This is a genomic window from Kitasatospora sp. NPDC004723 (assembly GCF_040609255.1).
In the GTDB taxonomy this organism is placed as follows: domain Bacteria; phylum Actinomycetota; class Actinomycetes; order Streptomycetales; family Streptomycetaceae; genus Kitasatospora.
Map to the genome: position 1 here is coordinate 76,057 of NZ_JBEXJT010000019.1, position 17,091 is coordinate 93,147.

Consider the following 17,091-nt stretch of genomic DNA (forward strand, 5'->3'; position numbering starts at 1 on the left):
CGTGACAGCACCGAACAGCACTGCTCCAGAGCCTGCGGACCGGATGGACCTGGTGGACCTGGTGGACCGGGTGGCCCCTGTGGAGCCGAAGCGCCGGATCCGCGCCCTCCACACCGGACGGTGCCCGTCACCGACGTCACGCCGCTCGTGCGGCGGATCCACGGCCATCTGCGCAACGGCGAGCCGGAGGCCGCACGGCTGCTGCTGCCCGACGAGCGGCCGTACCCGGTGGCGGACGGCCTGCCGGCCCACGTCGGCGGGTGACCGGCAGCGGGGCGGCATACGATCAGGGCGTGTCCAAGTCTCGTGATTGCTCGTCAACGACCGCCACGGCCGCCTGCGCGCCCGGGTGGGCGGCGTGTTCCAAGGACTCCCTGCTGTCGATCGGGTCGGTGGGATCGGTCCTGTCGATCGGGTCGGTCGGGTCGGTGCTCTCGATCGGATCGGCCGGCAGCTTCCTGTCCATCGGCTCAGCCGGATCGGCGGCCTCCGTGCTGTCGGCCGGATCGTGGCTGAGCGTCGGCTCGCTGCTCTCCGCGAACTCGCGCTGGTCGGTGCTGTCCTGGCGCTCCCGGGGCGGGGTGCTGGCCGCCGGTGCGGTGGCGCTCACCGTGGGCGCGGTGCTCACCCGCGGGGCGCGGACGCCGCGCCGCGGCCGGTAGGACCCGGCGTGGGGGCGCGGCTGCTGCGCAATCCGGCGTTCTGGTACGTGAGCGCGCTGGCCGCGATGTGGCCGGTGCTGCGGCTGCTGCCGGCCGAGCGGGTGCTGGCGCTGCGCGAGTGGGCGTCGACCGACCTGGACAATCTGCGCCCCTGGCCGGACGGCCACCCGGTCGGCTCGCTGACGGTGTCGGCGTTCGTCCCGCAGGACACCGTCTGGATCTGGCCGGTGTTCGCGCTGTCCGTCTTCGCGGTGGTCGGGGCGCTCGGCGGCCGGCGGGCGGTGGCGGTACTGGCCCTGGTGCACGTGGTGGCGACCGCGCTGACCGAGGGTCTGGTCCGGTGGCGGATCGACCACGGCGCGCTGCCGCCCGAGGCGGCGCACGCCCTGGACACCGGCCCTTCCTACGTGGTGGTCGCGGCACTGGCGGTGGCGGCCTGCCGGGCCCGCCCGGTGTGGTCGCGGGCGCTCTGGCTGCTCATGCTCGCGGTCGCGGCGCCCACCCTGCTCGGCGGCGTCACGGACGGCGAGGTCGCCGCCGTGGGACACCTGGTCTCGCTGCTCGCGGGGCTCGCCGTCGCGGTCGCGCACCGACTGGGCCTGCGCCCGGTGGCCCGCCGGAGCGCCACCCCGTCGGCGCCGCGCCAGGCCTCGGACCGCGTGCCGTCGAACTGAGGGCGCGAGCCGACGCGTGCTACCGCGTGCCGTCGAGGTAGGCGAGGACGGCGAGCACCCTGCGGTTGTCGTCGTCGGAGGCGCCGAGGCCGAGCTTCGCGAAGATGCTGGAGGTGTGCTTGCTGACCGCGCCCTCGCTGAAGTGCAGCCGCTGGGCGATGGCGGCGTTCGAGCGCCCCTCGGCCATCATCGCCAGCACCTCCCGCTCGCGCGGGGTGAGCAGCGCCAGCGGCCGGTCGTCGGCGTTGCGGGCGAGCAGCCGGGTGATCACCTGCGGGTCCATCACGGTGCCGCCGGAGGCGACGGTGCGCAGCGCGTCCATGAACTGCGCGGCGTTGGCGACCCGGTCCTTGAGCAGGTAGCCGACCGCCCCGGCGCCGTCGGCGATCAGTTCCCGCGCGTACAGCTGCTCGACGTGCTGGGAGAGCACCAGGACCGGCAGGCCCGGCCGGGCGCGGCGGGCGGCCAGGGCGACCTGGAGGCCCTCGTCGGTGAAGGTGGGCGGCAGCCGGACGTCGACCACCGCGACGTCCGGGCGGTGCTCGGCCAGCGCGGCGGCGAGCTCGGGGCCGCTGCCCACCGCCGCGACGATCTCGTGCCCGTGGGCGGTGAGCAGGAGGGACAGACCGTCCCTCAGGAGGTAGAGGTCCTCGGCGAGGACAACGCGCACGGTAGCTCCATGGTCAGCCGGGTCGGCCCGCCCGGGGGGCTGATCAGCGTGAGCGTACCGTCGAACGCGGCGAGCCTGCGCTGGATGCCCCGCAGGCCGGAGCCCCGGCCCGGGTCGGCGCCGCCCCGGCCGTCGTCGGTGACCTCGGCGCGCAGCACGCCGCCCACATGGACCAGCTCCACCGCGGCGTGCCGCGCGCCGGCGTGCTTGACCGCGTTGGTCAGGGCCTCGCTGACCGCGTAGTAGACCGCTGACTCGACCGGGGACTCGGCCCGGCCGGGCAGCTCGGCCCGCACCTCGACGCGCAGCGGCACGTCCAGGGCCAGGGCGCGCAGCCCCTCGGCGAGGCCGCGCTCGGCGAGTACCGGCGGGTGGATGCCGCGCACCAGGTCGCGCAGTTCCTGGAGGGCCTGGGTGACGTTCTCCTGTGCCTCCGTCACCACCGTCTTCGCCTGCGCCGGGTCGCGGTCGATCAGCGCGGCGACCGCGCCCAGCCGCAGGCTCACCGCGACCAGCCGGGCCTGGGCGCCGTCGTGCAGGTCGCGCTCGATCCGGCGCAGCTCGGCGGCCTGCGCCTCGGTGGCGTCCAGCCGGGTCTCGGTCAGCTGCTCGACCCGCAGGGCGAGGCGGGAGCGCTCGGTGGGGCCGAGCAGCGCGTGCGTCCAGCGGCCGTGCAGACGCAGCGCCGGCCGGGCCAGCGCCGGGCCCGCGGCGGCACTCGCGAGGCCGAAGGCGAGGGTGAGCGCGGGGGTGAGGGCGGGGGCGGGCCGGCCGCCGAGCAAGGCCCGGAGCGGGCCGAGGTCCGGGCCGGGCAGCGGCAGGACGGTGCCCGCGAGGGCGTACAGGCCGACGCCGAGCAGCAGCGGCGGGGTGGCGGCGAGCACCCCGCCGACCAGCGGGTTCAGCACCACCCAGAGCACGTCGCGCCAGGTCGCCGGGTCCTTCCAGAGCCAGCGGATGTTGCGGGCGACGCTCGCGAACCAGCGGTTCTTGTGGTAGTCGTGGCCGGTCCAGAACCAGCCGTGCAGGGTGCGTTCGAGCCCCGGGCGCGGCAGGTACGGCGGTGGCACCGGCACCCCCGACCAGCGGCCGGCGTAGGCCCGGGCGAGGCCGGCGGCCGCGCGGGCGAGCCGGGTGGTGGAGGGGAACAGGACGAAGATCCCGAGGCCGAACCAGAGCACGAAGCTGCCGATGACGACCACCAGCAGCACCAGTTCGGCGGGGACGACCGCCGTCAGCACCAGCAGCCGGCCGAGGGCGGCGACGCGGCCGGGCCGGTCGGCGCGGCCGGGCCGGTCGGCGCGGCCGGGCCGGTCGGCGCGGGCGGCGGGTAGCGGGCGGTTCACCGGGCCTCCGGTCGCTGGTCGATCGTCCTGTGCGGGAGCGGCCCCGCCCGGGTGGCGGTCCGTCGCCCCGTCATGATCCCAGCTCCGCCGACGGGGCCCGGCGGTCGGGGCGGTCAGGGCGGTCCGGCTGCTCTGGCTGGTTCAGCCGGTGCGCCGTCCGCAGGCAGAACGCGCCGAGCAGGACGAACGCCACCGCCACCGGTATCCCGAGCGCCCGGGGCAGGTAGAGCACCAGGAACCAGCTGCGCACGGAAGGCGTGAACAGCGACAGGGCGAGCGCCACCAGTCCCTGCGGCGCGATCAGCAGGATGCCGCCGGTGGTGAGCAGGCCGACCGCCGCCGAACGTCCGTGCGAGAGTCCGGCCGCCGCCGGAGCAGCATCCCCCGTGTCCGCCGACCTGGCAGGCTTCGCGGACTCCGGGGTGCGGCGCAGTCCCTTGCGCAGCACGTCCAGCAGCTCCGGTCCGCGCGCCTCCAGCCGACGCCCGGCCGCGCGGCCCAGCCCCCACGTGTACAGCGCGCCGGTGAGCAGGCCCGCCGGCACCCCGGCCCAGCGCAGCGGGGCGCTGGACAGCAGGGTGCCGGCCAGCACCACGCCGGCCGCGGGCAGCGCCGCGAGCAGTTGCAGCCAGAATGCCGCCAGGCCCTGAGCCCGGACGTGTTCGGCGCTCTCGTCGGCGAGGTCGTCCAGCGGGCCGCCGCCGGGGCGGTCGGGCGACGGGGCGGCGCCGAGCACCGCCATCAGCGGGATCAGCCCGGCCGCCGCGCCGAGCACGGCCGGCAGCACCGCGAACACCCACGGCCGGACGGCACCCGGGGCGACCGGGAGCGCGGCAAGCGTCAGCAGCAGCGCCACCGGGGTGGTGACCAGCAGCCAGGCGGCCTGCCGGGCCCGGACGTCGGCCCGTTCCGCGCCCGGCACCACCAGCGTCAGCCAGAGCGCGCCCGCGTCCAGGCCGTACAGGTTGACGCAGAACGCGCCGGCGAACACCGCGGCGACCACCCCCGTCCATGGCAGCAGCTGGCCGAAGCCGTCGAGCAGCGGGAGCAGACCGGTGAACACGCCCGTCCAGAGCGCGGTCCGCAGGAACCGGGCCCGGCGCGGGTCGCGCCGCCAGAGCAGCAGTTCCTTGGCCAGGACCGCCCCCGCCGGGGTGTCGGGGAGCAGCCGGTTCCGCGCCCGGGGGCGGGCGGCGGCCCGGTGGGGGCGGGCGGTGCCGCCGCGCACCAGCTGCCGGGAGAGCAGCGCCGCCCAGGCCGCCAGCAGCAGCCCGCACACGGCGGCCAGGGCGCCGAGCGCGGCGACGGCCGTCGGCCAGTCCGAGCGGCGGGCCGCGTCCACCGCGACCACCGCCCAGCCCGAGGGCAGCACCCGCACCGCGGTCTGCGCCCCGGCCGCCCAGTCACCGGTCCCGAGCCGGACCAGGAAGCCGATCGCGAACCAGCCGGAGTTCAGACAGGCCATCACCAGGCCGACCAGCAGCGCGGACAGCTCCCAGCCGAGGCGGAAGCGCAGCACGCCGCCCAGCACCTGCGGGGTGAACTTCGCCAGCACCACCACGAAGAGCAGCTGGAGCAGTACGGCGGGCACCGCGACCACCGCCGCCGCCGGCCCCTGGCGGACGCCGTAGGCGAGCAGCCCGCCGAAGGCGACCAGCGCGAGCGCCGGGGTGACGCCGACGAAGGCGGCACCGAGCAGCCCGACGGCCAGGCTGCGCGGGCGCATCGGCACCATCGCGAACCAGGCCGGCCGCAGGGTGGAGTCGCCGCCGGTGACCAGCGGCCCGAGCGCCCACCCCAGGCTCCACAGCAGCTGGGCCAGCGCCAGGACGCCGAACCCGGCCTCCGGGGTCGCGTAGTCCGCGAAGCCGAGCAGCGCGGTGCCGACCGCGCCCGCCCCGCCGCACACCGTGCCGACGACCAGCCCGGCGGCACGCGGGCCGGACATCGACCGCCGAAGGACGGTCGCCTTCATGCCGGTGAGCACGGTGATCGCCACACGGCCGCCCGCCGCCGGCGGAACCGTCAGGAGGCCAGCCATTCCAGCCCCTCCGTTCCCCCGGTCCGGGCGCCGACCAGCTCGACGAACACGTCCTCCAGAGCCCGCCCGCCCCGCACCTCGGCCACCGGCCCGGCGGCCGCCACCCGGCCCCGGGCGATCACCGCGACGTGGTCGCAGAGGCTCTCGACCAGGGCCATCACATGGCTGGAGAGCACCACCGAACCGCCGGCCGCGACGAACCGCTGCAGGATCGTGCGGACCGTCGCCGCCGACACCGGGTCGACCGCCTCGAAGGGCTCGTCCAGGACCAGCAGCCACGGTGCGTGCAGCAGGGCGGTGGCCAGGCCGATCTTCTTGCGCATCCCGGTGGAGTAGTCGATCACCGCCGTCCGGGCCGCGTCCGCCAGCTCCAGCACGACCAGCAGCTCCTCCGTCCGGCTGTCCACCGTCCGCCCGTCCAGACCGCGCAACCGGCCCAGGTACCGCAGCAGCTCCCGGCCGGTCAGCCGCTCCGGCAGCGCCAGGCCGTCGGGCAGGACGCCGACCAGCGCCTTGGCCCGCAGCGGATCGGCCCACACGTCGACGCCGAACACCTCCGCCCGGCCCGCGTCCGGCCGCAGCAGCCCCACCGCCATCGACAGCGACGTCGTCTTGCCCGCGCCGTTCGGCCCGACCAGCCCGTAGAACGAGCCGCTCGGCACGGTCAACTCCACCCCGTCCACCGCCTGATGGGACCCGAACCGCTTGCTCAGCCCCGCCAGCCGCAGGGCCGGCGCACCCTCGCCCTCCACCCGCACCGCTCCTCGCACCGCACCCTCCCACCCGCACCCGGCCCACCCCCTCCGGGCGACCCAAGGCAACGCTAGGACGGACACGATCGAGGCGGAATCCACCCCGCCTCACTCTTCGGGGTGGGGCTGGACCCACCCCTGCCCTGCACCTGGCATCCGGCCCTCGACCTGCGCCACAGCACCCCGCCGCCGGCCATACCCACGGCCCGCTCGGCCCGCCCGGCCCGCGGACGGTGCCACTCCTCGCCGGGGAACACGACCGACAGCCGCCGCTCGGCGAGCACCTCGCGACGGGACCGCGGGGGCCGCCCGGGGTCCGCTTCGGCCCGGAGGGGACGGGCAGCGGTCACGGACAGCGGTCACGGGCACCGGCCTGCCCGACACACCACCGACACACCCACCGGCCATCCGAACCGCGACGAATCCCGGGCGGCCCCGCCCGGCGCGGTCAGCGGGCGAGGACCCCGGCCAGCCGAGCCGCCTCCGCCCGGACCCGGCGGGGCGCCGTGGGGGCGGTCAGGGCATCGAGGGCGGGGACGGTGGTGCGGATGCCCTCGGCGGCTGCGCAGTCGGCGGCGAGGGTGAGGACGGCCGGCAGTCCGCGGCGCGCGGGGTCGGGGGCGAGTTCGGTGAGCATCGCGGTGAGCACGGCGAACACCTGCCGGCTCGCGCCGCCGCGGGCGGCGTCGGCGAGCACGGGCATGATCCGGTTCGGCTTGGCGACGGACAGCCGCCACAGCGCCGCGAGCCACTCGCCGAGCGCCTCCGCCCGCAGCCGGCCGCGGGCGACAAGCGTCAGCACGGCGTCCAGGGCCGCGGTGCGGTGCTCGGCCCGGGCGGCGGTCATCCCGTAGGCGAGCAGGAGATGGCTCACCGGACCCGGCTCGCCCGGGAGTTCCGCGAGCCGGGGCAGCAGGGGGTCGGGTTCGCGGGGGCCGGGATCGGACGCCTGGAGCGCCAGAGTGGGCAGGCCGTGCGCGGCGACGGTCTCCGGGTCCCAGGGCGCCAGCCAGGGCAGCTGGGCGAGCTGGCCGGCCGACGTCCGGAACACGGCCGCGAACCATCCGGTCCGGGTGGGGTCGGGCAGTGCGTGGAGCAGCCCGATCACCCCCTCCGACACGGCCGGGGCGGGGGCGAGCGGGGCGATGCGCGGGGCCGTCGGCGGGGTCCAGTCGTTCGGGTCGGCCCGCTCGGGCCGGTCCGGGGGTTGGACGTGGAAGCCCTCGGGTGCGGGCGGCGGTGTGTCGGGCGGCAGGTCGCAGCCGAGTCCGGCCGCCGCCGCACGGACCGCCGACAGCGCGGACGGCGGCACCCGGAGCAGTGCCTGGGCCAGATCGGCGGGCCAGGGGCGGGCACCGGCCGCCCGGTGGGCCGCGAGCCGTTCGGTCAGCACCGACGGATCGAGGGTGCCGTCCGCTGCGGTGGGGGTGGCGAGGAGCACCGGTATCGGCGCGTCGGCGACGCCGCAGGCCGCTTCGAAGACGCGGAGCGCGGGGATCAGGGCGGGGCCGCGGAGCGGGTCCCGGAGGGCGAGCAGTTCGGCGCCGAGCGCGGCGGACCGGTGCTCGCGGCCGGTCAGGGCGTCGAGCAGGCAGCCCAGCGCTCCCCCGACGCTGCCGATGCCCGCGAGGAGGACCGGATTCTCGCCGCGGCCCCGGACGAGCGGAGCGAGCGCGTCGGCGAGGGCGGCCCGGTCGCGGTGGTGCTCGGCGACCAGGGCCGCCAGCACCACCTCGAACTCCCCGGGGTCGGGCGTCCGGTCGGCCAGCACGGCGGACAGCCGCTCGGCGAGCTCGAACGGCCCGCCCGGCGCGGGCGGAAGGGCGGCGGGCCGCCCGGGCCCCACCACCGCCGAGCGTTCGGCCGGCGCGGGCGGGGCGGCCAACAGCTCGTACGCGTCCGACCGCAGGGCGGGGCCGAGGGCGGTGGCGGCGGTGCGCACGGCCTCCCCCGTCGCCGGATCGGCGGTGTCGGGCAGGTGGCGGGCGACGAGGCGCAGGGCGCGTTCCTGGACCGCGGGCGCCGGGTGGGCGAAGGCCACGGCGAGGGCGGGCAGCAGCTCGTCGGCCCCGGCCGGGTCACGGCGCAGCGCCGCGTCGGCCCAGCTCAGCTGGACGGTGGCGAGCGTCTTCTCCGGACGGGCCAGGATCCCGGACGTCAGCTCGGTGAACAGCTCGGCGGGGAGCCGGGTGCCCACCGACCGCAGCGCCGCCTGGGCGGCCTTGGCGGCGGTCGGCGCGCCGTCGACGGCCAGCCGGATGTGGTCGCGGGCCCGCGCGGCGACCTCCTCCGGATCGGGGGCCAGCTCCGCGTACAGCCGGAGGAAGCCGCGCAGGTTGCCGGGCCGGTCGCCGCGCAGCAGGCTGCCGAGGCAGCGGTCGATCAGCTCGGCGCGGTCGAGCGCCCCCTCGCCCGCCAGGGCCGCGAGCACCTTGGGCCACTCGTTGTCCGGCCCGAAGCGGGCGGCGTAGGGATCGGTGAACTCGGAGCCGACGTCCGGGAACTCGAACAGTCGGCGGACGAACTCGGGGAGCCTGGGCTGGGCGCGCAGCCAGGAGAGCAGCGTGTCGTGGTGCGGCACCGGCGGGCGCAGGCCCTGATCGGCGAACCACTCGCCGATCTCCTGGTGGTCGTAGCGCATCAGGGTGCCTTCGCGCACCCAGCCGATCAGATAGCCGTCGGTGACGGGGACCTCGGCGCCGGACCAGACGGCGAGTCCGTGGGTGATCAGCCAGCGGAAGGCATCGCCGCGCGCGGGCAGCCACTCGGCGAGCCGGACCGCGAGTTCACGCTGGAACGCCGCGTCGCGGTGCGGCAGCAGCAGGACCAACAGGAGGTCCCGGGCGTCGGCGTTGGCGGAGCCGCCGCCGGGCAGCGGCCGGGTGAGGGAGAGCAGCCGGCGCGCGGTGAGCCAGTCCAAGGCCTCCGCCGGGGTGGCGGCGGAGAGCACCCCGGCGAACTGCAGGGCGGCGAGCTGGTCGTACGCGGCGGAGTAGCGCCGCGGGTCGCCCGAGGACAGCTCGCGCAGCAGCTCGGTGCGGAGCCGGCGCAGCGGGGCGCGCAGATGGTGCAGCTCGCGGGCGGGCGCGGGTGACAGCCGGTCGACCACCGCCTCCGGCAGCCGGGCGGCGATGAGCGCGCGCACCTCGTCCCACGCGATCGTCCCGCTCGTGGGACCGGTCATGACACCCTCCTCCGCCCGCTCCGGTTGGTGATCGCGAAGCTAGCTGATGCCACTGACATTGATGCGGCCCCGCCGAGGCGGTCGCGCCCGGCCGCGAGACGCCGGCCGGGAGACGCCGGCCGGCGCGGGGGCGCTCGCCGCGGCCCCGGGCGCCCTCCCCGCCCGACGCGCGCCCCGGGAATGCCGCCGAGGCCCGCACCGGACGGTGCGGGCCTCGGCGGCGTGCCGTTGTCGTCAGGCCCGGCGGCGGCGGGCGGTGCGGACGGTGTGGACGAGGACGCCGACGAGCAGGAAGAGGACGCCCTGGTAGACGGCCTGGTAGCCGGCGCCGGCGACGAGCCAGGCGGAGAAGGCGAAGGCGCCGAGGGCGAGGGTGAGGTCGCGGGCCAGGCGGGTCGGGGCGACCCGGTCGCGGTCGCCGGCCAGCAGCCAGCGGAGCTGGGCGGCGCTCGAGAGCAGGTAGGGGACGGTCGCGGTGAAGGTGGTGACCAGCACCAGGGTGTCGAAGGCGGCCTTGGCGCCGGAGGCGAAGTCGAGGACGGTGAGCAGCGAGGCGAGGGTGACGCCGGTCAGCACGCCGACGACCGGCACGCCGCGGCGCTCCTTGGCGAAGACGGCGGGGAACAGGCCGTCCTTGGCGGCGGCGTACGGGGCCTGGGCCGAGAGCAGGGTCCAGCCGTTGAGCGCGCCGGTCATCGAGACCAGGGCGGCGACGGCGACGGCCGTTCCGCCCCAGGAGCCGCCGAAGACGGCGTTCACGGAGTCGGAGAACGGAGCGGTGGAGTGGATCAGCCGCTCGTGGGCGACGGTGCCGAACACGGCGAGCGTGCCGAGCAGGTAGACGACGGCGGCGCCCGCGGTGCCGAGCACGCTGGCCCGGCCGACGTTGCGCTCCGGGTCGCGGACCTGGCCCGCGCTCATCGCGGCCGACTCCACGCCGAGGTAGCTGAAGAGCAGGAGCCCGGCGGAGGCCGTCGTCCCGCCGAGCCAGCCTTCGCCGGTCGCGTCGAAGGGGCCGAGGTTCGCCGGATCGAAGGAGCAGAGGCCGGCCACCGCGACGATCGCCAGCGGGATGAACTTGAGGACGGTGGCGACGAGCTGGACGGCGCCCACGTACCGGGTGCCGGCCAGGTTGGCGAGCGCGGGCAGCCACTGGACGGCCAGCGCGCAGCCGAGGGCGAGCGCGGTGGAGTGGCCGACGGCCGGCCACAGCACGGCGAGGTAGCCGACGGCGGCGACGGCGAGCGCGGCGTTGCTGACCCAGGTGGTGATCCAGTAGGACCAGGCGGCCACGAAACCGGCGAAGTCGCCGAAGGCCTCCCGCGCGTAGACGTAGGGACCGCCGGTGCGCGGGTCGCGGCGCGCCAGCCGTCCGAAGACCAGGGCCAGCGTGATGGCGCCGACGGTGAGCACGGCGAAGGCGAGCAGACTGACCGTCCCGTACGGGGCGACCGCGGCGGGGATCATGAAGATACCGCCGCCGATGATGTTGCCCATCACCAGGGCGGTCGCGGTCGGCAGACCGAAGCGGCGGACGGCGGACCGGGGTGACGGCGCCGGGGGCGGGGACGACGGCCCGGGGGACGGCTGCGCAGGGGATGGCTGCGCCGTGGGTGCCTGCCGGGTCACGGCCGGGCTGGTCTGCATGAGGGTGTGGTGCCTTTCTGGTCCTGCTCGCTCGGTGGAGCGCAGGCCCATGCTCACGCAGTGGACACCTTGTACCAAATCAGTGGTATTTGTCCTCCCGGTTGCCCCGCGGACCGAAAAACCTCCGGTCGCGCGACGGCCGGGCGGGCACTCGTCCGGCACCCGTCAGCGGGGAATACCGGGGATGCCGGGGATGGCGGGCGCCGGGGCGCGGACCCTCGCCCCCGCCTCACCCCCTCCTCAGCGCACCGAGTGCCGCAGGATCTCCAGGACCTCGCCGCCGATGGCGGCCTCGTTCTGCTCGAAGACCGGCCCGGTGAGCTCGTCCGTCCGCTCCGGCAGGCCGGTCAGCACGGGGGTGTGCAGATGGCCGCCGGGCAGTTGCGGGGCGAGCTCCAGGCGCAGCCGGTTGCTGCGGTAGGCGACCTCGTTGGAGAGGTAGCCCCCGCCGCCGCCCGCGACCGCGCGGGAGCCGGGGGTCGGGCCGTCCGCCCGGTCGACGGGAGCGGTCGCCCCGGCGGGGATCTCGGTGACGGTGGTGTTCAGCTTGACCGGGAACGGCTGCTGAACGGCCGTCATCGGCCCGGCGGGCAGGCTGGTGGCGATGAACTCCGCGCCGGGGCCGAGCCCGGGGGCCGTGACGGGGTGTTCGCGGGTGCCGCCGGAGAGCACGCCGGCGTTGTCGGGGTAGGGGTCGGCGGAGCGGGCACGGCCGGCCCAGGCCTCCAGGGTGAAGAGTCCGGGGTAGCCCTGGCTGATGGTGGTGATCTGGTCGGCCGAGCGGTGGCCGGGGGCGAGCCGGGGGCCGAAGGCGCGCTCGACGATGCCCCGGTCGAAGTCGCCGTAGCGGACCGGGAACACCACCGCCTGGATCTCGGCGGGGGTGCCGTCGGCGAGCGTGATCCGCCGTCCGTCGAGCTGCAGGACCGCCGAGCCCGAGGGGTTGGCACGGCGCGGCTCGGCGTCCAGGCCGAAGGGGTCGAAGCCGCTCACGAGGATCCGGCGCACCCCGGGGCGGGCGCTGAAGCCACTGTCGGCCAGGCCGCGCGAGGCATCCTCGAAGCGCTGCCGCAGGGCCGCCGCGTCGACCGCGAAGTCCGGCTGCCAGCGGGCGAGTTGGATGGTCATGGCGACCCTGGTCCAGTACAGCGGGCGGTCGTCGGCGGCCGGCAGGTCGCCGCCGGGTCGGCGGCCCTGGGCGCGGTCGACACCGGCCCGCCAGAGCGCCTCGCCCCAGGCGTCGACGATCCGACCGGCCCCCGCGGCGCCGCGCGCGGCGCAGAGCGCGGCGGGGAAACGGCGGACGAAGTCGCCGAGGCCCCCGCGCTCGGTGAGGGCGGCGGTCCGCGGGTCCGCGGTGCGCGCCTGCTCCCGGTCGAGCGGCGCGGAGTCGACGGTCCGACAGGACGGGCGGGCCGGCTGCGCGCTGGCGGCGGTGGCGGGGAGGACGGTGGCGGCGAGAGCGCCGATGAGGGTCGCGGCGAGGGCGACCCGGCGCCGGGCGGTCGTCATGGCGTGGACACTACAGTCGCGCCCCCGCGCTTCACCAGAGCGCCTCGTCGACGCCACGTTCGGTGACGACAGGCGGCGCCGACGGACGGATCCCCCCCAGCGGAACGGGCTCCCCCTCCCCTGGCGGGTCACGCGCCGTAGCGGTTTACTGGGAGTGAGCAGGGCAGGAGACGGAGGCCCGGCGATGGAATGTCCCCACCCACCCGGATTCCACGCTGAGGTCCGCGCACAGTACGCGGCCGCCGGAGCCGAAACGGCCCGGCTGCTGCGCTCGGTGTCCGAGGACCTCTGGACAGCGCCCACCCCGTGCCGCGACTGGGACGTGCGCACGCTGGTCAACCATCTGGCGGCCCAGCACCTGCGGGTGTGCCAGGCGGTCGCCGGCTACACCCCGGAGCAGCTCGGCCACCGCTTCGAGGGCGATGTGCTCGGCCGCAACCCGCTGGGCGTGTGGACGATGGCGGTGCAGAGCGCCCTGCGCGCGCTCAACCGCCCCGGCGCGCCCGACTTCCTGGTGCGCCTGCCGTACGGCCTGCGGGACGCCGGCGGGTACGCCCGGGAGCTGACCGCCGAGACCGTCGTGCACGGCTGGGACCTCTCCCGGGCGCTGGGCGGGCGCGGGCGGATGCCGCCCGGCGCCGCCCGGTACGCGCTCGCCGAGTTCCGCGGCTACCGCGACCTGGCCGGCTCGGGCCGGTTCGACCCGCCGCGCGCCGCACCGCCGGGCGCCGACGCGGAGGACCTGCTGCTGGCCCTCACCGGCCGCGACCCGGCCTGGTCGGCCGACCGGATCTGATCCGCCGGACCCGGTCGCCGACCGCGTTCCCGCCGGTCACCCCGCCTGCTGCTGCGCCATCGCGGCGAGCGCGCCGGGCTCGTAGGAGCCGCCCGCCCGGTGGACGATGACGTTCATCCGGGTCGCCGCGTTGATCAGCGCGATCAGGCAGACCAGCGCGCCGAGCCGGTCGTCGTCGAAGTGCTCGCGCGCCTCGGCCCAGGTCGTGTCGGTCACGCCGTGCCGGTCCAGCACGGTGGCCTCCTCGGCGAGCGCCAGCGCGGCCCGTTCGGCCTCGGTGAACACGGTGCTGTGCCGCCAGACGGCGACCAGGTTGAGCCGCAGCGCGCTCTCCCCGGCCGCCGCGGCCTCCTTGGTGTGGATGTCGACGCAGAGGCCGCAGCCGTTGAGCTGGCCGACCCGCAACTGCACCAGCTCGCGCAGGGTCTTCGGCAGCGTCGACTGCTCCAGGACCAGCGCCGTGTTGAAGAAGCGCTTGGCCAGCTTCGCGGCGGTCGGGCTGTCGAACAGGTCGAAACGGGGTTCCATGGCGGGGTCCTCACTCGTGGGAGGTCGTGTGCTCGCGCACCGGACGAGCACAAGATGCCGCCGGGCCGCGTGCTGTGACGGCCCGTCGGTGTGAGCTGGAACACCGCGCCCGGATGTCACAGAACGGCGCCCCGCGACGTCCCGTGACCATGGGCAAGCAAACACCGGACCGCCGGCGCTTCCAGGACCGTCGAGACCCCCAGGGCCGTCAGGGCCGTCAGGGCCTTCGGGAGACCGACCCCACCGGCCTCGCCACCGAGGCCTTCCTCACCCACCGCAACCTGCTCTTCACCGTCGCCTACGAGATGCTCGGCTCGGCCGCCGACGCCGAGGACGTCGAGCTGGCCGAGAGCGTCTCGACGGCGATGCTGCTGGTACTGGAGACCCTCGCCCCGACCGAGCGGGCGGTGTTCGTGCTGCGCGAGGTCTTCCGCCTGGAGTACGGCGAGATCGCCGTGGCCGTCGGCAAGACCCTGACGGCCGTGCGCCAGACCGCCCACCGCGCCCGCGGCCGGGTCGGCGAGCGCCGGCCGCGCGGGGCGGTGTCGGCCGCCGAGAAACGCCGTGCGATCGAGGCGTTCCGCCGGGCCGTGGAGACGGGCGAACTGCAGGGCCTGCTCGACCTGCTCGCCCCCGACGTCGTCCTGCTCGGCGACGGCGGCGGCGTGCGCCGGGCCGTCCCGCACCCCGTCGTCGGCGCCGAGCGGGTGGCCCGGCTGCTCACCGAGGGGCTGCCCCGCCTCGCCGGCACCGCAGCCGTGCGGCCCGCCCTGGTCAACGGCGGCCCGGCCCTGCTGGTCGGCCTGCCCGGGGAGACCGACAGCGTCGTCACCCTGCGCCTGGACGACGGGCTCATCACCGCCCTCTACGTCGTGCGCAACCCCGAGAAGCTCTCCCGCCTCACCCGCGCGACCCCGATCACCCGCTGACCCACGGCGGCCACCCGGTGACCCGCGGCGGCCACCCGGTGGTCACCGCGCGAGGCGGCCGAGCAGCGCGGAGGAGGCCGCGATGCCGAGGACCGTCGCCAGGACGAGCACGCCGAAGTCCAACAGCAGGTGCGAGGGCGTGCCGATCAGCAGCCCGCGCAGCGCGTCCACCTGGTAGCTCAGCGGGTTGGCCCGGCTGACCGCCTGCAGCCAGCCGGGCATCAGGTCCACCGGGTAGAGGGCGTTGGAGGCGAAGAACAACGGCATGGTGATCGCCTGACCGATGCCCATCAGCCGGTCGCGGGTCAGCACGATGCCGGCGATGGTCATCGACAGGCAGGAGAAGAAGGCCGAGCCGAGCACCACCACCGCCACCACACCGAGCAGCCGCAGCGGGTTCCAGGTCATCGCGACCCCCAGCAGCGCCGCGAGCACCACCACCACGGCGGCCTGCAGCACCGCCTTCACCCCGGCGGCGAACGCCTTGCCGGTCACCAGCGCGGCCCGCGGGGTCGGGGTGACCAGCAGTTTGGTGAGCACGCCGGAGTCGCGCTCCCAGATGATCATGATGCCGTAGAAGATCGCGACGAACATCGCGGACTGGGCGATGATCCCGGGGGCCAGGTAGTCCAGGTACGGGATGCCCCCGGTCGGGATCGCCTTCAGCCGGGTGAAGGTCTGGCCGAAGATCAGCAGCCAGAGCGCGGGCTGGACCGCCCGGGTGTACACCTCGGTGCGGTCGTGGCGCAGCTTCTGCAGCTCCACCGCGCACATCGCCGCGACCCGGGCCGGCACCTGCCGCCAGCCGGTGCGGGCGGGCGGGGGCACCAGCAGCAGGCCGAGGTCGGGCGGGGCGGGCGCCGCCCCGGGCCCGTCAGCCGACGCGGTTGGCCGTGCGGCGGGTTCGGCGGACATCGTTGAAGTCTCCTTCCCCACCCTCCCCCGGGCCGCCGCGGGAGAGCCCGCGGCCCGAGAAGTGGCGGAACACGTCGTCCAGCGAGGGGTCGGGCAGTCGCGGGTCCTGCTCGCGGACCCGGGCCTTCAGCTCCCCGGGCGTGCCGAGCGCGCGGATCCGGCCGCGGTCCATCAGCGCGACCCGGTCGCAGTGGCGGTCGGCCTCGTCCATGTAGTGGGTGGTCACCAGCACCGTCATGCCGGTGGCCCGGCGGACGGCGTCGATCCGCTCCCAGACGCCGGCCCGGGCGATCGGGTCCAGGCCGATGGTGGGCTCGTCGAGCACCAGCAGCCGCGGTGCGCTGACCAGCGCCTGGGCCAGCTCCAGCCGGCGCACCATGCCGCCGGAGTAGGTGCCGGCCAGCCGGTCGGCGGCCTCCGTGAGGTCGACGGCGGCCAGTGCCTGGGCCACCCGGGCGGCCCGCTCGGCGCGCGGCACGTCGAAGACCCGGGCGAACAGGGCGACGTTCTCCCGCCCGGTCAGCCCGGCCTCGGCGGACAGTTGCTGCGGCACGTAGCCGAGCAGCCGACGGACCTCCGCCCGCCGCCGGGCCGCGTCGTGGCCGAAGACCCGGACCATGCCGGAGGCGGTGGGCAGCAGGGTGGTGATCGCCCGGATCGTGGTGGTCTTGCCGGCGCCGTTGGGGCCGAGCAGGCCGAACACCTCGCCGGCCCGCACCGTCAGGTCGACGCCGTCGACGGCCTTGGTGCCGCCGCCTTTCCGCCGCCCGCGGTGGAAGGTGTACTCCAGGCCGCGGCAGACCACCGCCGCCGGCGCCTCGTCCGCTCCGTCGGTCATCGCCCGGCCCTCCCTCCGGCCGTCGCCACCCATCCCGGCTCGGCCGCCCGCCCGCGCAGGCCCGCCGCGACGCCGCGCAGCGCGGGCAACGCGGCGGCCAGCGCCGCCCGGTCGTCCGCCGACAGCCCCGCCACCACCTCGCCGACCAGCGCCTCGCGCCGGGCCCGCCAGGCCGCCAGCCGTTCGACGGCCTCGTCGGTGGCGTACAGCAGCGCCGCCCGGCGGTCAACCGGGTCCACCTCGCGGCGCAGCAGACCCAGCGCGACCAGCTGGTTGACCAGGGTGGACACCGAATTGCCGGCCAGGCACAGCTCCTCGGCGGCGTCCGAGACCCGCAGCCCGGGGAAGTCCGCGACCAGGCGCAGCAGTTCGACCTGCGCGCCGCGCAGCCTCGGTTCGCTCAGACCCTCACGCAGCCGGCGCCGCACCAGGCGCTGGATGCCGACGAGGAGGGTGGAGAACTCCTCGCCCAGCGCGGTGTCGGGCGTGTCCGGGGCAGCCGCACTCATAGTCCGATTTTACCTCTCAGTGAGAGCTATCCGTCCAGAGCGAGCCGGCCTCCGGAACGGTTGACGTCCGATTCGCGCCAGCCCAACC

General features: G+C 76.3%; 16 protein-coding genes. 5 read left to right on the forward strand and 11 right to left on the reverse strand.

Annotation, left to right across the window (positions count from 1 at the left end):
* The first annotated feature begins 120 nt into the window (after positions 1 to 120).
* The 3 genes from ABZW10_RS20050 to ABZW10_RS20060 all read left to right on the forward strand — a co-directional run bounded on the left by ABZW10_RS20050 (position 121) and on the right by ABZW10_RS20060 (position 1,336).
* Complete coding sequence (locus ABZW10_RS20050) at positions 121 to 264, forward strand: hypothetical protein (protein ID WP_355367319.1); 144 nt, start codon at positions 121 to 123, stop codon at positions 262 to 264.
* Positions 265 to 374: 110 nt separating this feature from the next.
* Positions 375 to 662, forward strand: a complete 288-nt coding sequence (locus ABZW10_RS20055) for a hypothetical protein (RefSeq protein WP_355367444.1) — start codon at positions 375 to 377, stop codon at positions 660 to 662.
* 8 nt (positions 663 to 670) lie between these two features.
* On the forward strand, positions 671 to 1,336 hold the full coding sequence (locus tag ABZW10_RS20060; protein ID WP_355367322.1) for a rhomboid-like protein: 666 nt from the start codon (positions 671 to 673) through the stop codon (positions 1,334 to 1,336).
* Between the two features lie 19 nt (positions 1,337 to 1,355).
* Here the strand turns inward: ABZW10_RS20060 and ABZW10_RS20065 are convergent, their stop codons facing one another.
* From ABZW10_RS20065 to ABZW10_RS20095, 7 genes are all read right to left on the reverse strand, one after another.
* Positions 1,356 to 2,006: a response regulator transcription factor gene (locus ABZW10_RS20065; protein WP_355367325.1), complete on the reverse strand. Its 651-nt coding sequence runs from the start codon at positions 2,004 to 2,006 to the stop codon at positions 1,356 to 1,358.
* Positions 1,970 to 3,352, reverse strand: coding sequence for a sensor histidine kinase (locus ABZW10_RS20070; protein ID WP_355367328.1), 1,383 nt, complete (start codon positions 3,350 to 3,352; stop codon positions 1,970 to 1,972). The genes ABZW10_RS20065 and ABZW10_RS20070 overlap by 37 nt, the downstream gene beginning before the upstream one ends.
* 70 nt (positions 3,353 to 3,422) lie before the next feature.
* Entirely contained in the window at positions 3,423 to 5,393 is a 1,971-nt protein-coding gene (locus tag ABZW10_RS20075; protein WP_355367331.1) for a hypothetical protein, read from the reverse strand.
* Complete coding sequence (locus ABZW10_RS20080) at positions 5,378 to 6,145, reverse strand: ABC transporter ATP-binding protein (RefSeq protein WP_355367334.1); 768 nt, start codon at positions 6,143 to 6,145, stop codon at positions 5,378 to 5,380. Before ABZW10_RS20080 ends, ABZW10_RS20075 begins: the two co-directional genes overlap by 16 nt.
* A 448-nt stretch (positions 6,146 to 6,593) precedes the next feature.
* The gene (locus ABZW10_RS20085) at positions 6,594 to 9,329 is read right to left on the reverse strand and encodes a DUF6493 family protein (RefSeq protein WP_355367337.1); all 2,736 of its coding nucleotides are present in this window, start codon (positions 9,327 to 9,329) and stop codon (positions 6,594 to 6,596) included.
* Between the two features lie 234 nt (positions 9,330 to 9,563).
* Positions 9,564 to 10,976 (reverse strand): amino acid permease, encoded by a 1,413-nt coding sequence (locus ABZW10_RS20090; RefSeq protein ID WP_355367340.1) that lies wholly within the window; start codon positions 10,974 to 10,976, stop codon positions 9,564 to 9,566.
* A 240-nt stretch (positions 10,977 to 11,216) separates the two neighbouring features.
* Positions 11,217 to 12,488, reverse strand: coding sequence for a pyroglutamyl peptidase (locus ABZW10_RS20095; RefSeq protein WP_355367343.1), 1,272 nt, complete (start codon positions 12,486 to 12,488; stop codon positions 11,217 to 11,219).
* A 184-nt stretch (positions 12,489 to 12,672) separates the two neighbouring features.
* Here ABZW10_RS20095 and ABZW10_RS20100 point away from each other — a divergent pair, with 184 nt between their 5' ends.
* Positions 12,673 to 13,284 (forward strand): TIGR03086 family metal-binding protein, encoded by a 612-nt coding sequence (locus tag ABZW10_RS20100; RefSeq protein WP_355367346.1) that lies wholly within the window; start codon positions 12,673 to 12,675, stop codon positions 13,282 to 13,284.
* A gap of 36 nt (positions 13,285 to 13,320) precedes the next feature.
* Here ABZW10_RS20100 and ABZW10_RS20105 read toward each other — a convergent pair whose 3' ends face one another.
* Positions 13,321 to 13,812 (reverse strand): carboxymuconolactone decarboxylase family protein, encoded by a 492-nt coding sequence (locus ABZW10_RS20105; protein WP_355367349.1) that lies wholly within the window; start codon positions 13,810 to 13,812, stop codon positions 13,321 to 13,323.
* 149 nt (positions 13,813 to 13,961) lie between these two features.
* Between ABZW10_RS20105 and ABZW10_RS20110 the strand changes: the two genes are divergently transcribed.
* Positions 13,962 to 14,741, forward strand: coding sequence for a sigma factor-like helix-turn-helix DNA-binding protein (locus ABZW10_RS20110; protein ID WP_355367352.1), 780 nt, complete (start codon positions 13,962 to 13,964; stop codon positions 14,739 to 14,741).
* 42 nt (positions 14,742 to 14,783) lie between these two features.
* Here the strand turns inward: ABZW10_RS20110 and ABZW10_RS20115 are convergent, their stop codons facing one another.
* The 3 genes from ABZW10_RS20115 to ABZW10_RS20125 are packed head-to-tail and all read right to left on the reverse strand — an operon-like array spanning position 14,784 to position 17,003.
* The gene (locus ABZW10_RS20115; protein WP_355367355.1) at positions 14,784 to 15,656 is read right to left on the reverse strand and encodes an ABC transporter permease; all 873 of its coding nucleotides are present in this window, start codon (positions 15,654 to 15,656) and stop codon (positions 14,784 to 14,786) included.
* Positions 15,616 to 16,494, reverse strand: coding sequence for an ATP-binding cassette domain-containing protein (locus ABZW10_RS20120; protein ID WP_355367358.1), 879 nt, complete (start codon positions 16,492 to 16,494; stop codon positions 15,616 to 15,618). Before ABZW10_RS20120 ends, ABZW10_RS20115 begins: the two co-directional genes overlap by 41 nt.
* Entirely contained in the window at positions 16,491 to 17,003 is a 513-nt protein-coding gene (locus ABZW10_RS20125; RefSeq protein WP_355367361.1) for a MarR family transcriptional regulator, read from the reverse strand. The genes ABZW10_RS20120 and ABZW10_RS20125 overlap by 4 nt, the downstream gene beginning before the upstream one ends.
* Between the last annotated feature and the right edge of the window lie 88 nt (positions 17,004 to 17,091).

What these genes read in the sequence shown, in the direction of transcription:
- ABZW10_RS20075 (WP_355367331.1), bottom strand. Translation starts at nt 5,393, where the DNA reads ATGGCTGGCCTCCTGACGGTTCCGCCGGCGGCGGGCGGCCGTGTGGCG.
- ABZW10_RS20085 (WP_355367337.1), bottom strand. Translation starts at nt 9,329, where the DNA reads ATGACCGGTCCCACGAGCGGGACGATCGCGTGGGACGAGGTGCGCGCG.
- ABZW10_RS20090 (WP_355367340.1), bottom strand. Translation starts at nt 10,976, where the DNA reads ATGCAGACCAGCCCGGCCGTGACCCGGCAGGCACCCACGGCGCAGCCA.
- ABZW10_RS20095 (WP_355367343.1), bottom strand. Translation starts at nt 12,488, where the DNA reads ATGACGACCGCCCGGCGCCGGGTCGCCCTCGCCGCGACCCTCATCGGC.
- ABZW10_RS20100 (WP_355367346.1), top strand. Translation starts at nt 12,673, where the DNA reads ATGGAATGTCCCCACCCACCCGGATTCCACGCTGAGGTCCGCGCACAG.
- ABZW10_RS20105 (WP_355367349.1), bottom strand. Translation starts at nt 13,812, where the DNA reads ATGGAACCCCGTTTCGACCTGTTCGACAGCCCGACCGCCGCGAAGCTG.
- ABZW10_RS20110 (WP_355367352.1), top strand. Translation starts at nt 13,962, where the DNA reads ATGGGCAAGCAAACACCGGACCGCCGGCGCTTCCAGGACCGTCGAGAC.
- ABZW10_RS20115 (WP_355367355.1), bottom strand. Translation starts at nt 15,656, where the DNA reads ATGTCCGCCGAACCCGCCGCACGGCCAACCGCGTCGGCTGACGGGCCC.
- ABZW10_RS20120 (WP_355367358.1), bottom strand. Translation starts at nt 16,494, where the DNA reads ATGACCGACGGAGCGGACGAGGCGCCGGCGGCGGTGGTCTGCCGCGGC.
- ABZW10_RS20125 (WP_355367361.1), bottom strand. Translation starts at nt 17,003, where the DNA reads ATGAGTGCGGCTGCCCCGGACACGCCCGACACCGCGCTGGGCGAGGAG.